General features: G+C 58.3%; 12 protein-coding genes. 11 read left to right on the forward strand and 1 reads right to left on the reverse strand.

Going from position 1 to position 16,692, the window contains the following annotated elements:
- Positions 1-124 precede the first annotated feature (124 nt).
- The gene (locus ACZCED_RS20665) at positions 125-3,106 is read right to left on the reverse strand and encodes a PEP/pyruvate-binding domain-containing protein (RefSeq protein WP_462967668.1); all 2,982 of its coding nucleotides are present in this window, start codon (positions 3,104-3,106) and stop codon (positions 125-127) included.
- A 389-nt stretch (positions 3,107-3,495) separates the two neighbouring features.
- Between ACZCED_RS20665 and ACZCED_RS20670 the strand changes: the two genes are divergently transcribed.
- The 11 genes from ACZCED_RS20670 to ACZCED_RS20720 all read left to right on the forward strand — a co-directional run bounded on the left by ACZCED_RS20670 (position 3,496) and on the right by ACZCED_RS20720 (position 16,621).
- Positions 3,496-4,884, forward strand: a complete 1,389-nt coding sequence (locus ACZCED_RS20670) for a cytochrome b N-terminal domain-containing protein (RefSeq protein ID WP_464861600.1) — start codon at positions 3,496-3,498, stop codon at positions 4,882-4,884.
- Between the two features lie 13 nt (positions 4,885-4,897).
- Positions 4,898-5,425 carry a Rieske 2Fe-2S domain-containing protein gene (locus tag ACZCED_RS20675; RefSeq protein ID WP_462967666.1) on the forward strand — a complete coding sequence of 176 codons (528 nt, stop codon included), beginning with the start codon at positions 4,898-4,900 and terminating at the stop codon, positions 5,423-5,425.
- Positions 5,422-7,728: a multiheme c-type cytochrome gene (locus ACZCED_RS20680; protein WP_464861601.1), complete on the forward strand. Its 2,307-nt coding sequence runs from the start codon at positions 5,422-5,424 to the stop codon at positions 7,726-7,728. Before ACZCED_RS20675 ends, ACZCED_RS20680 begins: the two co-directional genes overlap by 4 nt.
- Positions 7,729-7,799: 71 nt before the next feature.
- On the forward strand, positions 7,800-8,183 hold the full coding sequence (locus ACZCED_RS20685; RefSeq protein WP_462967664.1) for a hypothetical protein: 384 nt from the start codon (positions 7,800-7,802) through the stop codon (positions 8,181-8,183).
- Between the two features lie 482 nt (positions 8,184-8,665).
- Complete coding sequence (locus tag ACZCED_RS20690) at positions 8,666-9,118, forward strand: lipocalin family protein (protein ID WP_462967663.1); 453 nt, start codon at positions 8,666-8,668, stop codon at positions 9,116-9,118.
- Between the two features lie 167 nt (positions 9,119-9,285).
- Entirely contained in the window at positions 9,286-9,549 is a 264-nt protein-coding gene (locus ACZCED_RS20695) for a hypothetical protein (protein ID WP_464861602.1), read from the forward strand.
- An 85-nt stretch (positions 9,550-9,634) separates the two neighbouring features.
- Positions 9,635-9,994, forward strand: coding sequence for a hypothetical protein (locus ACZCED_RS20700; protein ID WP_462967661.1), 360 nt, complete (start codon positions 9,635-9,637; stop codon positions 9,992-9,994).
- Positions 9,995-10,188: 194 nt separating this feature from the next.
- Positions 10,189-12,684: an HD domain-containing phosphohydrolase gene (locus ACZCED_RS20705; protein ID WP_462967660.1), complete on the forward strand. Its 2,496-nt coding sequence runs from the start codon at positions 10,189-10,191 to the stop codon at positions 12,682-12,684.
- A 379-nt stretch (positions 12,685-13,063) separates the two neighbouring features.
- Positions 13,064-14,632 carry an arylsulfatase gene (locus tag ACZCED_RS20710; protein ID WP_462967659.1) on the forward strand — a complete coding sequence of 523 codons (1,569 nt, stop codon included), beginning with the start codon at positions 13,064-13,066 and terminating at the stop codon, positions 14,630-14,632.
- A 64-nt stretch (positions 14,633-14,696) separates the two neighbouring features.
- Positions 14,697-15,683 (forward strand): HAD family hydrolase, encoded by a 987-nt coding sequence (locus tag ACZCED_RS20715; RefSeq protein ID WP_462967658.1) that lies wholly within the window; start codon positions 14,697-14,699, stop codon positions 15,681-15,683.
- 116 nt (positions 15,684-15,799) lie between these two features.
- A complete protein-coding gene (locus ACZCED_RS20720) occupies positions 15,800-16,621 on the forward strand; it encodes a mechanosensitive ion channel family protein (protein WP_462967657.1) in 822 nt (273 codons plus the stop codon).
- The last annotated feature ends 71 nt before the right edge of the window (positions 16,622-16,692 follow it).

Below are 16,692 nucleotides of genomic sequence, written 5' to 3' on the forward strand. Positions count from 1 at the left end.
CCGCCTGGTGAAACTCCCGCTGCCCCGGGTCCTTGTCCTTTACCAGCTGAAGAATGTCAGACATGTGGTTTTCCTCCTTGATATATATTTTACGCCCCTTCAGTAAGATAGAGGCGCCTCCCGATTATTGCGTCCGGATGCCGTTGCCTTTAACGATTACACACCTGGATCGCCGGCCGTCGACTTTAAGCGTCACCGGCGCCTCGAGACGTGCATGGGCGACAAAGGTGGCATCGTTCAATCGCGGCAGAGCAGTCAGCCAGCTCCAGTCTAACCAGTCACCGGCGGCCTTGGATACCGTAATGTAATTGATCCCCAAGGTGGTGATGTTGTGAAAAAAATGAGACCCCTGGGAAGGTTCGGCAACGAGCTTGTCCGATTCCGTCTCGATCATGGCACCCACTCCCGAGATGTCAGCCCACGCGACGGGGATTCCCAGCCAGCGGTCTGCCGACCCCCATCGGCCCGGCCCGATCAGCAAATATTTTCGATCCTGCTTGACCAGGGTTGCATTGATCCTGGCTATCTCCCGGGCGATCTCCATGGTCCGGCCCGGATCGAATGCTTCCGGTTTGACTAAGATGATATCTGCCATGTCCTGCTTCACGGCATTGCCCAGGGCCTTTCCCGAGAAACAGAACGCGTTCTCTATTTCTTCTGCAGAGATGTTCACCTGTTCAAGTTCGGCGCGGGCTGTCATGGGCCGGAGTTGAAGAAAGGCGAACTGCGGGGGTTGGTCAGGTTCGGTGGTCAGGTTGATGGAAAACTCCATCTCCACCGGGCAACCCATCCCCTGCTCTCCCAGTTCGAGCATGTCCTTGAGGATATCGGCCAGGGGAAACTCTCGGTATTTGAGGATGTGGGCAAAGGTGAGAACCCGCTGACCGGGGATATGAACGGTATCGCGGATACGATGCTCGTCCGGCACGTAGGTGCTGGCAAGAAACTGCATGGGCAGTTCGTCCTCCGCCTCGGTTACTTCACGGTACCACAGGTTTGCGCCATCGTTGGTTTCCAGGTAGTGGCACGACTTTTCCATCTTGAGCGCATAAAAATGGCGCTGGGCGTTTTCGAGAATATCTTCCACCGTCGAGCGCTGGGGGAGCAGCTGGGGGTGGGCCGGCGAGAATCGGAGCGTTTTTTCGCCTTCCACCACGGTCTTTCCCAACCCCATGGCGATGGTTACGATTCCCTCCTCGGGCTTCATGCGGGCAAAGGGATAGTAATTGTGCGACTGGGCGACCCCTGAAATGGCCGGGTAGAAGCTGTCGCCATACAAAGATCCGACCAGTTTCTGTATGATCACAGCCATCTGCTCCTCTTCCGTCCGATGGCCCACCCGTTTCGAGAATGCCTTGGGCCCTTTATAGTAGGTTGAGGCGTAGACCAGCTTGATGGCATGAATCAGATGTTTCAGGCGCTGTTCTGCATCGGGGCAGTCATTGGTGATCATATAGGTGCGGTAAAGGCCGGCATAGGCCCGAAACTGGGCGTCCTCCAGCAGGCTGGAGGATCGGATGGCCAGGGGATAGGTCACCTGGGTCAGGTAGTCCCGCAGTCGTTCCTCGATCCAGCCGGGGAACCGACCGGCCAGGAAAAGATCGGCGATCTGCTCATCGGGCAGGTCGGTCTTGGAGAGGTAGCGCAGGCCGTTGTCTTCCACGAAGGACTCGAACCCGTCGGTGGTGATCACCAGCGTCTGGGGAACAATAATATCCACGTCCTTGTAGGAGGCATAAAGATCGGGATTCTGGCGGAGCAGGGAGGCGACGAAGGCCAGACCCCGGGCTTTTCCTCCCAGTGACCCCTTGCCGATCTTGAAAAATTCCGTATCGAAATCCGCGTCGGCCGCATCGAAATCGGCAACGATCCCCTTCTGGCGCCGCTTGCGCCGATCGGCGATGATTTTGACCAGGTGGCGCCGGTGACTCTCACCGTCCGAGAAGTCATCGTCGCTGATCGGGCGGACCTCTGCGGCCAGGGCCATCTCGGTGCGGGCGAACAACCAGCGGGAAAAGTCGTTTCGGTTGCAGTGGTACCGGAAGGACGCCTCCGGTATGGAAAGCATGTGCTGTTCCAGCGCCTTCAGATTGGAGGCACGGCCGATTTCCGATCCGTCGGGCAAACGGAAAACGAAATCGCCGAAACCCAGGCGGTCCTTGAAAAACCGGCGCACATCCTGGTGCAGCGTGTCTGAATTCTTGTCCACGAATGCAGCGGGGATAGATGCCGCCTTCATGGCATTGGCAGGCTCCGAGCTGGTGAGCAGCAGCGGGATATCAAACCGCCGCGCGCGAACGTGTTTGAGAAAATCCACTCCGGCAGTCTCGTTCAAGGCGCCGTTACGGGAAAATCGAACATCCGAGATGACCCCGAGCACATTGGATTCGTAACGCTGGTAAAGGGTCAGCGCTTCCTCGTAATTGCCGGCAACCAGAATTTTCGGGCGCGCCCGCATGGTGACCAGTCGATGCTCTTCGTTAAGGGTGCCTTCCATCACCGCCTGGGTCTGGCTGACCAGTTCCCGGTACAGGATGGGCAGCAGGGAAGAGAGATAGTAAGGCGAATCCTCGACGAAGAGAATCACGCGGACACCTGCCGACCGGGTATCCTTTTCGGCATTCATCCGGTCTTCGGTGCTTTTCGTCAGGGCCACGAGGATGTCCGTGTTGCCGGACCAGACAAAGGTGCGGTCGATGCCCGGCGCATTGTCCGGCTCTTTGATCGCCGGTGAAGGAATCGTGTCATGGGTGAGCAGAATGACCGGAAGCCCGGGTGCCTTTTGCTTGATTTGATGGCCCAGTGCAGCCGCCCCCATGTCCGACAAGCGCGGCATGGTGATCACCATGTCAAAGGGCTGGTCGTCGAGGGCGGCAAGGGCCTGTTCGGCCGAGGAAACCCAGGTCAGGCGCGGCGGCTGACTGAGGTTGAGGCCGCGGTACTCGTTGACGATACGTTCGGAAAGCCGGCAGTCCTCTTCCATGATCCAGGCATCATAGGGGGTGGAAACCAGCAGGATGTGGCGCACCTTGCGGGCCATCAGCTCGTGGAAGAGTTTGAAGCGGGAATCGGACTCATTGAAAAACGGTCGTGTGTTCAATGCCATGGATCAGCTACCTTCTCCGCGGCAGCATGGGCTGCAGGCGAGTTCCCCTTAACCGTTCCGGTCACGCAGCAAAGAGCGGTTGAAGGTGAAGGGGCGTTAACGTGTCAGGTGTCTTATGATTGTCATATCTTACCGGAAATCAAGGTAAAAAGAAACCGCCGAAACTCTTGAAAATCACAATAGCGGTTGTTTCTGGTGCCATAGTTTGCTAAACCAACCGATATGTTACGATAATGGTTGCGAGCGACACCCATCACGACCACTACGCAGCTTGTTCCGGCAGCGGATCGAGCCTAGCCCACGCTGTGACATATTAACGAGATCCGACGTTCGCGTTCCCTGAAAATACATCGGAGATACGCTAGACGTTACCGATAGACCCGATCAATATGACCCGACGAGCATCCCCGGACTATTCCGACGTCAACGCCCTGCTGCGGGTATGGCGCAGCGTATTCCCTTCGCCGGTGCGACCGCGCACCGATAAAGACCGCAAACGCTTTTTACGCGGCAACCTGATCTTGCATTTTCGACCGGCGACCGTGAAAGAGAAGACCCTGGTCTTCACGCTCACCTGGGGGCTTGGCGGCATGGCGGCGACGCTGGTGCTGCTGCAGATGGCCACCGGCATGCTCTTGAAATTCATCTATGTCCCCACACCGGTAGACGCCTACGCCTCGGTTCAATTGATCATGGTCCAGGTGCCTTTCGGCCGGCTTGTGCGCAACCTGCACCACTGGTGTGCCAACCTTCTCGTGGTTGTCCTGGCGCTGCATATGCTGCGGGTCTTTCTCACCGGTGCCTTTCATCACCCCAGGCAGTTTAACTGGATCGTCGGCCTGGCCCTTTTTGCCATGGTGCTGGCCGCCAACCTGTCCGGCTACCTGCTGCCCTACGACCAACTGGCCTATTGGGCCGTCACCGTTTTCATGGCCATCGTAGGCTATGTACCCGGTATCGGGAGTTTTTTACAGCAAGCGCTGGGAAGTGGTTCCGAACTGGGCCCACGCACCCTGCCCTTTTTCTACGCCATGCACACGGCCGTGATCCCCGTGCTGCTGGCCGGCCTGATGGGGTTTCATTTCTGGCGCATCCGCAAGGCCGGCGGTCTTGTCGTGCCACGCAGGCCCTCCGAGCCCATTGATGAAACGCCGATCCGGGTGCCGCTGGTTCCCCACCTGCTGGTCAGGGAAGTCTCCACGGCGCTGGCTGTGACGGCGAGCGTGCTGATGCTTTCCATATGCTTCGACGCCGCGCTCTCGGCACCGGCCAACCCGGGATTGAGCCCCAACCCGGTACGGGCCCCGTGGTATTTTGCCGGGCTCCAGGAACTGTTGCTGCATCTTCATCCCGTCGTGGCCGTGTGCGTGATGCCCCTTGCGGCCGGGTTCTTTCTGGTGAGCATTCCTTACGTTGACTATCCCCAATCCGGCGAAGGTGTCTGGTTTGCTTCATCAAGGGGCAGAGCCCAGAGCATCGGCGCCGTCATGATGTCGATGATGGTTACGATCGCCCTGGTCCTGGTCGACGCCCTTGTTGTAAAAAGAGCGCCCTGGGCTGCCGATATTTCCCCCATTGTCCGTGACGGCGTCTTACCGTTGCTGCTCATATCCGCCCTGCTGACGGGGGGGGTATTGATCTTGAGAAAAAGATGGCGTGCCACATTGAACGAAACGGTCCAGTCCCTTTTTGTGGCTATGGTCACCGCACTGATGGTGCTGACTCTCGTGGGGATATTTTTCCGCGGACCGTCCATGCGTCTGGTCTGGCCGCTATGAGAAAGGGCACTAAATGAACGATGAGAAAATCCAACAGGCGGTTGAATCCACCCAACCTGGTGGGAACCAGTCTCGTCGCAGCCTTCTCAACGGAATCTGGCTGACCCTGAGCGGCCTCGCCCTGGCAGAAATCGCCTGGCTGGTGGGATCCTTTCTGAAGCCCCTGAAATCGAACGGTTCGCCGGACCTTGCCGTTAAAACTATGGATGCCGGCCCGGCAGAACGATTTGCACCCAACACGGTGACCGCCTTTCCGCAGGGTCGCTTTTACCTGGCCTGTTTGGAGGATGGGGGGTTTTTGGCCCTGTCGCGCCGCTGTACCCATCTGGGTTGCACGGTGCCGTGGGATGCCGAAAAAGCACAGTTTGCCTGCCCCTGTCATGCCTCCGTGTACGACATCCACGGTGATGTAATCCAGTCTCCTGCCCCGCGGGCGTTGGACCGGTTTGCCGTATCCATCGAGAACAACCGCGTGAAAGTGGAAACCAGCCGACCCATTCGGCGAAATGCCTTTCGCAAGGATCAGGTGGCGTACCGATGACCCGTTGGAAAATCACCGGCATCATCGCCACCCTGGTCATCATCTTTGCCATCCTGCTGTATGTGGTAAAGGAAAAATCCTGGCGAACGGCGACCCAGACCGACCGGCAGGCACCGGCCGAATTTGTCGGCAGCGAGGCCTGCCGTGACTGCCACCGGAACGAGTACGACAAGTGGAAAGGCTCCCATCACCAGTTGGCCATGGCCGTGGCATCGGATGAAACGGTCCTGGGGGATTTCGCCGATGCCGAGTTCCGTCATTTCGGTGGGACCACCCGGTTTTATAAAAAGGACGGCCGGTACATGGTGGCCACCCAGGGACCGGGGGGCGAGATGGACGACTTCGAAATCACCCACACCTTCGGTTGGTTTCCGCTGCAGCAGTACCTGATTCCCTTTCCCGGCGGACGGCTGCAATGTCTTCCCATCGCCTGGAATTCGCGGGAAAAGCACTGGTACCACCTCTATCCCGACCGTCCCGTGGCAGCGGACGACTGGCTCTACTGGACCAACAACGGCCAGAACTGGAACGCCATGTGCGCCGAATGCCACTCCACGGACCTGCGCAAGAATTATGACCCGGAGAACGAAACCTACCGGACCGCCTGGTCGGAGATCAGCGTGGGCTGCGAAGCCTGCCACGGCCCGGGTTCGGACCATGTGAGGTGGGCCAGCCTGCCCGAAATGGGCCGCCCAGCCGTCGTCAACACAGCCCTGGCCGTGAAAACCAGTGATCTGAGCTCGGCACAACAGATCCAGCTCTGCGCTCCCTGCCACGCCCGCCGCATGTCACTGGACGATAACATCCATGCCCACGCCGATTTCCTCGACTACGGCATTCCTCAACTGCTCAGCGAAGGCATGTACTTTCCAGATGGTCAAATCCTGGATGAGGTGTATGTCTATGGCTCATTCGTACAGAGTAAAATGCACGCACGGGATGTAAGGTGCAGCGACTGTCACGACGTGCACAGCATCCAACGGGTGAAAGATGGCAACGACCTGTGTCTCCAGTGCCACCGGGCTGATATTTACGACTCCCGGGATCATCATTTCCATAAACAGGCGGGTGAAACCGGCGACCCCATCCGTGCCGCCACCGGCGAGGTGCTGTTCGAGGTAGGCAGCGGCGCCCGCTGCGAAGGCTGCCACATGCCCGGCCGGAACTACATGGGTGTCGATTACCGACCCGACCACAGCTTTCGCATTCCCCGGCCGGATTTGAGCCTCGCCCTGGATACGCCCAACGCCTGCAGCCGCTGCCATGCGGATAAGACCGTCCAGTGGTCGGTGGATGCCATGGCCAAATGGTATGGCCAGAAAAAACGGCCTCACTATGGCACCATCCTGGCCGCCGGACGACAGCAGGATCCGAATGCGCTGGCTGGACTGGTCCGTCTGGCCGGGGATCGGCTCTACCCGGATATCGTGCGGGCAACGGCCCTGTCCTTGGCATCCTCCTACCCCGAAGAGACCGCACTCGATGCGCTCAAGCGCGGCCTATCCGACGAGTCGGCCCTGATCCGCCACACGGCGGTCAATCGATTGGCAATCCCGGACCCAGGTCAACGCAAAGCGTTCGTCGGACCGCTGCTCTACGACCCGGTGCGGGCCGTGCGCATCGAGGCGGCCCGCAGCCTGGTCGCTGCGGCGCAGCAGGGATTGGAGCCCTCCCTTCAACAACCATACGAAAAGGCCCTGGCCGAATATATCACGGCCATGGAACGCACCGGCGATTTTGCCGCTTCCCGCCATAACCTGGGAAACGTCTATGCCGACCTGGGGCAGACGGACCGGGCCATCGACCATTACCGCAAGTCCATTGCCATCGACCGGCTCTTTTACCCGGCCAAAGTCAACTTGGCCATGCTTTACAATGCCAGGGGGCAAAAAGAACCGGCTGAGGCGTTGCTGCGGGAAGTCGTGCAGGAACACCCGAACCTTTATGAAATCAAGTATTCATTGGGCCTGCTGCTGGCGGAAAAAAAGGCGTTCGATGCAGCCGTTGTTTACCTGGGAGATGCCGCCGCCGGCCTGCCCCAGCGTTCCCGCATCCAGTACAACCTGGCGCTGCTGCTCAAACAGCTCAACCGGAAGGCACAGGCGGAAACCGCCCTTCACCGGGCCCTGGCCGCGGACCCGGATAACCCGGACTACTTGTACGCGCTGGCGGTTCTCTACATGGAATGGAACCGGCCGGAGGAGGCCCTCGACGCAGCCTTGCAACTGCGTGACGCCCATCCAACTCTTGCCATGGGGCGCAATCTGGTTAATTATATTAAACGATCCATGTCCAATAAATAATAAGTGTATCACGAAAACCGGTGCATCCCTCATTTCAGGATTGAAGCCGCTCATAGAAAAAGGAGTCGCCCATGAAACTTCTCAAATGGATGACCTTCACCCTGCTGGGCCTGTTGGCGGTGGGTGCGTTCACCCCGCTTCCAGCCGTGGATGAAGCGCGCCAGGCCTACAACAAGATGGTGGAGGAATCCGTCAAGGAAGCTGACGAATACCTGCAGGAAAAGGAGAGCCGGAAACAGGCGGCAGACGCACAGGCCCGATCCAAGCAGGATTCGGTCCTGTCCGAAAAAATGGAGGCGGAGGTTCAGCGAATCCAGGCGGAAATGGAGGCGGTGCGCAACCGCGGTCTCGGGCCCAATTTCACCCAGGGGATGAAGGACAACCTGCTCGGGCAGTTGCAGGATAGGCTCGATCGGCTGACCAGCGATCCGGAAGCCTACTTTGCGGGGCAGTAGGAAACGTGCCGCCGACCAGCTTCTGGGCAATGCATGATTCCACCGTCAGTGCTTATCTTTACCCGACCAGCCGATACTGCCAGTCCTGCCGCAGGCTAAACGATGGCGTGATGCGCGTACGGTTGAGCAATCAGCATCCATCTCGACAATATCCACGGGCCCAACCCGCCGAGGCGGACAAATCCCTGCTTTTGCGCCTTGTTTCGAGTCCTATGCTCATACCGGCATGCACCCCAAGGGCACTTCTTTCAGGGCGCCTGGGGATTGAAACTCGGCTCCGCCGTGATCTTGAGCCAAGCGCCTTATTCAAGATGGATGATGCTGCCATATTCCCCAAACGCATTAACCGGGAGGTCATCGCCATGCATATCCCGACCGGCCCAAAAAAACGACCCGCGCCCTGCACATGGTTACCCCTATTATTGTTGTTTTGGCTGCTGGCCCTGCCGGTTCAGTCAGCGGCGGATCAAGACCATAGGCCGTTGACCACCGTCTCTGCCGTCGACCTGGACCGCTATCTGGGAAAATGGTACGAAATCGCCAGCTACCCGGCCTGGTTCCAGAAGGGCTGCACCGGCTCCACGGCCGATTATTCCCGGCGGCCGGACGGGCGGATCCGGGTGGTCAACCGCTGCTTCAAGAAAAGCCTGGACGGCCCGCTGAAAGAATCCAAGGGAAAAGCGGAAGTGGTCGACCCCGAAACCAATGCTCAATTGAAGGTCACCTTTTTCTGGCCGTTCAAGGGCGACTACTGGATCATCGACCTGGATGACGATTACCAGTGGGCCGTGGTGGGTGTGCCGTCCCGAAAATACCTGTGGATCCTGAGTCGGACACCGACGTTGGATGGAAGCGTGTACGACGGAATTCTGCGACGAGTCATCGACAAGGGGTACGACCCGACACGGTTGAAGCTGACCGCTCAGCCGAATTAAGCAGGCAGCTGTTCTCGTCTGTCGTTTAGACAAAAAAGCGAAAGGTGAACGCGACACATGCCCACCCGCGGCAATTGCTGGCCCTGGCCGCGGCAGCAATATTTCTTCTGATACCCAAATTCGGCATCGCTGAGGGATGGGACGTGGAGTGACGGCCCTGGGAAAAATTGGGCGTCAACCTCGGCGTAGTCGTTTCCACCATGGACAGCCGCTTCCGCATCGTGAGCGCTAGTGGTTTAGACATTGACGCAGAGAACCTGTGCGGCAAGGATTCCTCGACTACCGTCTTTCGCGCGGATGCCATGTGGCGGTTTTCCGAAAACTGTCGCCATCGGCTGGATTTTACCTGGATCGCCTTCAGGCGCAGCGGCAACCGCCAGATCGGGGATACCGTCGCGATCGGGGACGGGGGCGATCGGGGAGTTTTTTGACCTGCATATCTATGAACTGGCCGACAGTCGTTCGTTTTTACAGGACGACCGCATCGATCTGGCCGCAGGCATCGGCCTCTATATCATGCCCCTCGACCTCGGCATCAAGGCCAGCGGCCTGGGCGACGATGAGGGGTTCGAGCGGTTCACCGCCCCGCTGCCGGTGCTGGGCCTGCGTATGGATGTCGCCCTGCCTCCGTGGTGGTTCTTCAGGAGCGGCGCACAGGTCTTCTATCTGGAAAACGAAAACTTCACCGGATCGGTTTTGGAATTCCGGGCGGCGGTTGAGTGCGACCCATGGAAGCAGGTGGGGATCGGGTTGGGCGTCGACCCGCTGGCATTAAACATTGAAGCCGAAGGGGAAGACTGGCCGGGAATCGACCTGAAGGGAAACGTCGAATTCAACTATGCCGGCCTGCAGTTGTACCTGTGGGTATTCCATTGATCCGGCGAAGGCGTGGCCCCCGTCCGTTGTCGATCAGGGCTGCCGTTTATCCCGCCTTTACATGATGGTCCGTAAATACGCCGCAGCCCTCTGCTGCTGACGCCGACTGGCAACCGCTCAATCATCGTGGTGCATCTGTTCGATTGTCCTTAATATTCAGAAAGACAACCTCGCCGCCGGCACAAGGAGTAGTCATGACCCTGAAAATCAAACGCTATCCGTTCTATGTCGGCATTACCACGCTGATCGTGACCATCGTTGCCATTTTGACCGGGATGTTCTTATGGATCAGCCACCGGGAAAGCAAGTCGGCGGCCATCCAGATGGCCGACCGCCTCTTTTCAGAGATCAATGAAAAGGTCCTGGAACGCTACGAAAGTGAATTGGAATCGGTAGCCGTTCTGGTCGGAACGGCCGCACGGATGCCGGCGATGGCGACCTTGCCGGTGGGCGGTGGGATGTCTTATCCCGGTCTGCCGCTGATGCTCGAAGCCCTGTCGTACTACGATTATCTTTTCTCGCTTTACACCGGTTACGATGACGGCAGTTTTATCCAGGTCATTGCCGTGAGGGACGACTCGGAATTGCGCCCTCTCTTCGATGCACCGGTGGGAACCGCCTACGTCCTGCGCAGCATCTCTGCCGATGCGGACGGCAACCTGAAACAGCGCTGGCATTTTTTAAACCGCCAGCGGCAGATCACTGGAACGCGGGCCGACCTGGACCCGGGCTACGACCCCCGCGTCAGACCCTGGTATGTCCGGGCCCAGCGTGAGGAAACAGCCTTTTACACGCAGCCGTATATCTTCAGTTCGACCAAGTTGCCGGGCATCACCTGCGCCGAAAAATTGATCTACGGTGACGGGGTCTTCGGTGCCGATATCACCTTGAACCGCTTCGCCATCTCACTCGAGCGGCAGAAAGTCTCGGACAATGGCATGCTGTTTCTCTTCGACCGCACCGGGCGGATCATCGCTCACCCGACCCAGGACCCTATTCGCGCAGGCACCAATGGCACCTTGACGTTTTTAACCGGCGCGGAAGCGCGCGATCCGAGGGTCCGGGCGATCGTTGCCGGGTACCAGGACCATCCAGAGGACAGGCTCAACCGGACCCTGGAAATGCAGATCGACGGGGTCGCCTACCTGGTGAGATCGACGGCGCTGAAAGCCGCGCTGAAGTTCGATCAGGTCCTGGCTTCGGTGGCTCCCGTTTCCGACTTCACCGGGCACATCCGGCGGATGCAACAGCGGGTGTTTCTCTTTTCCGGCCTGGTGCTGCTGGTGTTGTTGCCGCTGTCTCTGCTGGTGTCCCGCAAAATCGCAGGATCTCTCACGCAATTGGAGATCGAGTCCAGGAAAATACGCCGACGCGACTTTTCCAGGTCCGTCCTTTCCGACTCCAGCATCAAAGAAATCCACTCCCTCACCCAGGCGTTTGTCCTGATGAAAAGCACCATACGGGACTACACGGCCAGATTGATCCAGGCCAAGCAGGACATCGAACGCCTCTTTACCGCCATCACCGAGCTGATTGCCGGTACCATCGACGCCAAGTCCCCCTACACCGGCGGCCACTGCAAGCGGGTGCCCGAGGTGGCCAGGATGCTGGCCTCGGCAGCCCACGCGTCCAGGACGGGTCCATTTGCCGATTTCCGGATGGCCTCCGAGGATCAGTGGCGTGAGTTTAGCGTGGCGGCCTGGCTGCATGACTGCGGCAAGCTCACCACGCCTGAATACGTGGTGGACAAGGCCACCAAGCTGGAAACCATCTACAACCGCATCCATGAAATCCGCATGCGATTCGAGGTGCGGCTTCGGGATGCGCAGATCGACGCCTATCGCCGGCGCCTGGCCGCCGAGTCGGACGAAACCGCCATTCAGGACCAACTGGAAGAAACGCAACGGCAGATCGCCGATGATTTCGCCTTTGTGGCCGAGTGCAATGTCGGCGGGGAGGACATGGCCGACGAGAAGATCGACAGACTCGAACAGATCGCCGCACAGACCTGGACGCGCCACCTGGACGACCGCCTGGGCCTTTCCCAGGACGAGGCCAGATTGAAAAACCGGCAGCCGGCACTCCCGCTGCCGGTTGTCGAACACCTGCTGGCAGATAAACCGGAGCATATCATTCCCAGGATCGACCCGGATCCTTTCGACGGCAACATCCACGGATTCAATATGCGCGTCCCGGAAAATCAGTACAACCTGGGCGAGATTTACAACCTGGGCATCCGAAGAGGCACCCTGTCGACAGAGGACCGCTTCAAGATCAACGAGCACATCATCCAGACCATTCTCATGCTCAAACGACTGCCCTTCCCCGAAAACATGAAACAGGTGCCTGAAATCGCCGGTGCCCACCACGAGACCATGATCGGCACCGGCTACCCCCGGGGGTTGAGAAAAGACCAGATGTCCATTCCCGCCCGTATCATGGCCATTGCGGACATCTTCGAGGCCCTCACGGCAGCGGACCGGCCCTATAAAAAGCCGAAACCGATAAGTGACGCCCTGCGCATCATGAGCACGATGCGCGACGAGCAGCACATCGATGCCGACCTGTTCGACCTGTTTCTGCAAAGCGGCGTATACCAGGACTATGCCGAACGGCATCTGGATCCGGCGCAGATCGATGCGGTGGATATCAGCCGCTATCTGTCAACCGAGTTGATAAACATCGGTTGATGCATCCCCGCTGGAAAAGGAGTATGCCTGAGCCTGCGGTCAGATGCCAAACACACACAAAGCATTTGACTAATCCGGTATGGTGAATATAATTCGTCTGAGCGATTTTTGCTTGCATAGCACGATCGTTTCCATCCATGAGATCCACCCTATAGGCGTTGAAGACGGTCCCACAATCTCTCAGAATGGCAGGGGGCATCTCGTTTACAATCAAATTGTTCTCTTCGCTTCGAAGATAGACAGAATGCCCATTCGCGGTGACTTGTCGGAGCCGGGGTAAGATCCGACTCGTCATGGCCACGGGGTAGTTTCAAGAATTTTCTGTATCCGCAGTTTTTCGCACCAGATCGACTCAACCACTCAAACCAGGGAGGTCGCAATGAAAAGGCATTTCCACGTTATTATCTCGGGCATCCTGGCGATGTCGCTGATCCTCGGCATGGCGTCCGTTGTCAGCGCCGAAGAAAAACCCAACATCGTCATTATTTGGGGCGACGACATCGGCCAGTCCAATCTCAGTGTTTATACCAAGGGACTGATGGGTTATCGAACGCCCAACATCGACCGCGTCGCCAATGAGGGCATGCTCTTCACCGACTACTACGCGGAACAGAGCTGCACCGCAGGCCGTTCCGCCTTTATCACCGGCCAGAGCGTGTTCCGCACCGGCCTGAGCAAGGTCGGCATGCCCGGCGCCAAGGAAGGACTCAGCGCCGCGGATCCCACCATCGCCACCGTATTGAAGGCCCAGGGCTACGCCACGGGCCAGTTCGGCAAGAACCACCTGGGCGACCGGGATGAACACCTGCCCACGGCGCACGGCTTCGACGAGTTCTACGGCAACCTTTACCACCTGAACGCCGAGGAGGAACCGGAGCAGGCCGACTACCCCAAAGACCCCGAATTCCGCAAGCGCTTCGGGCCGCGGGGCGTGATCCACAGCTATGCCATGCCCGACGGCACCCAGCGGATCGAAGACACCGGCCCGCTCACCCGAAAGCGCATGGAAACCATCGATGACGACGTCGCTGCCAGGGCCGCGTTTTTCATCGAGGACCGGCACAAGGCCGGCAAGCCGCTTTTCGTGTGGGTGAACTTCACCCACATGCATTTCCGCACCCATCCCAAGCCCGCCAGCATCGGCCAGTCCGGGCGTTGGCAGAGCGAATACCATGACGCGATGATCGACCACGACAAGAACGTGGGCACCGTGCTCCAGAAGTTGGATGAACTGGGACTCACCGACAACACCATCGTCATGTACGGCACGGACAACGGCCCGCACATGAACACCTGGCCCGACGCCGGCATGACGCCGTTCCGCAACGAAAAGAACAGCAACTGGGAAGGCGCCTACCGCGTTCCTGCCATGGTTCGCTGGCCCGGGAAGATCAGGGCCGGGAGCGTGTCCAACGAGATCATGTCACACATGGACTGGCTGCCGACGCTGGCGGCCGCCGCCGGTGATCCGGATGTGACGGAAAAACTGCTCAAGGGGTACAAGATCGGCAAGACCACCTATAAGGTGCACCTGGACGGGTACAACTTCCTGCCCTATCTGACCGGAAAAACGGACAAGGGGCCCCGCGAATCCTTCTTTTACTTCTCCGACGACGGGGATCTGACCGGGCTGCGCTACGACAACTGGAAGCTCGTCTTCATGGAGCAGCGGCAGCGGGGCACGCTGGGAATCTGGTTCGAGCCGTATACCCTGCTGCGCGGGCCCAAGCTGTTCAACCTGCGCCTGGACCCTTACGAGCGCGCGGACGTCACCTCCAATACCTACTGGGACTGGTACATCGACCACGCCTATCTGCTGGTGCCGGCACAGAGCTACGTCGCCAACTTTCTGGGAACGTTCGAGGAGTATCCGCCACGCCAGAAGGCCGCCAGCTTCAGCCTCGAAAAGGTTCTGGACCAGCTCCAGCGAAACATCGGGTCGAAATAGACCGGACACGGCGGGACGCTTGGGCGAAGGTGTCCCGCCGCGTCAGCACACAAGGAGCCCATTCATGAAACGTTCATTCATCAATGTTCTGCTCTCGCTGCTGCTGTTCACAAACACAGCCTGGGCTGCCGATCCCCTGCCCTCCTGGAACGATACCGCGCCAAAGCAAGCCATCGTCGCTTTCGTGGAGCAAGTGACCCGGGAGGGCTCGCCGGACTTTGTGCCGGCGGCCGAGCGCATCGCCACATTCGACAACGACGGCACACTGTGGGCTGAGCAGCCCATCTATTTTCAGTTTCTTTTCGCCATCGATCGCGTGAAAGCCCTCGCCCCGCAGCATCCTGAATGGAAAACCGAGGAGCCCTTCGCTTCGCTGCTCAGGGGCGACATGAAAAGCGCCCTCGCAGGCGGTGAACACGCCATGCTGGAAATTGTCATGAGCACCCATGCCGGCATGACCACGCAGGCGTTCGAAAAGACCGTGACCGACTGGATCGCTACCGCAACACATCCCAAGACGAGGCGGCTGCTCACTGAAATGGTCTATCAGCCGATGCTGGAGCTGCTCGCCTACCTGCGCGCGAACGGCTTCAAGACCTTCATCGTTTCCGGCGGCGGCATCGAGTTCATGCGCCCGTGGACGCAAAAGGTCTACGGCATTCCGCCCGAGCAGGTCATCGGCAGCAGCATCAAGACGGCATTTGAACGGCGCGACGGTCAGCCGGCACTGGTCCGCCTGCCGGAGATCAACTTCATCGACGACAAGGCGGGCAAACCGGTCGGCATTCATATGCACATCGGGCGCCGGCCCATCGCCTCGTTCGGCAATTCCGACGGCGATTTCGAAATGCTCGAGTGGACAACTGCCGGTGCAGGGTTGCGTTTTGGCCTCCTCGTACACCACACCGACGACAACCGCGAGTGGGCGTACGACCGTGATTCGCCCATCGGCAGGCTCGATCGAGGCCTCGACGAAGGCCCACGTCGCGGATGGACCATCGTCGATATGCGGGATGACTGGAAGGTCATTTTCCCCTTTGAGATGAGATAGCGTCATCGAGACCGGTTCTCCATGTATTCACTATTTCAACAACCTGATAGGACAAAAACCGTACCGCAATATATAGGAATTCAGTTTTATCTTGAGACGAATGAATGGAGATTCTCATGAACTCAGCCTCTGTCGGCTTTAGCAATTATGTAAATGAAATCAGCAGGATTGGCGGAGAATTCGGTCCCATGCTGGTAAAGGGGATGATTCTTCTGGTGATCGTCCTCCTCCTGTCAAAGTACCTGGCCCGTTTTTTGGCCCCGCTTCTTGTAAAGATGGGGATGTCAGACCGCAAGGCGGCCTATTCTGTCACGGGGCTTCATGTCCTGGTTCTCCTGGTCGGCACGATAGTCGTTTTGAGTATGGTCGGTTTTCCAGGAGCGCTTCTGGTCAGGGTGATCATGGTCATCCTGATGGTGGTATTGGCCGCCTATATTATCATCAAACCTTACGTACCCCAACTACCCTTTCAGAAAGGGGATATCATCAAAACCTCGTCGGGCTCAGGGACGGTCGATCAGATGTCCATAATCAATACACGGCTGCGTACCTTTGACGGCAAGATGATCTACATCCCGAACCAGAAAATATTCAACGATACAGTGACCAATTCCAGTGTCAGGCCCAACCGGCGATTGGATATCGATTTTTTTATCCCCTATGATCAGGAGGTGGAGAAGGTAAAGGCAACCGTAGGCGAGATCTTACAGCAAGAAGAGATTGTGCTCGAGAAGCCGGCTCCGCGAGTCGTTATTGATAAGTTCACACCTGACTATATGGAGATGAAGGCCCGGTTCTGGGTGGAGAGAAAGCATGCATTGACGGGTCGGTGGGGGTTGAACGAAAAAATAAAGTCAAGATTTGAAGCAGAGGGGATCTCGATGGCATCTCCTCGGCTGGCGGTCAGTCTGCCGCACGAAGAACGGATAAAGGATTAGCGCTACCGTTTTTCAGGGAACAGATGACTCCTTAGTGCTGCCATATCAATTGAACGGTTGGCCGCTTTAAA

The organism is Desulfosarcina sp., from assembly GCF_055467485.1.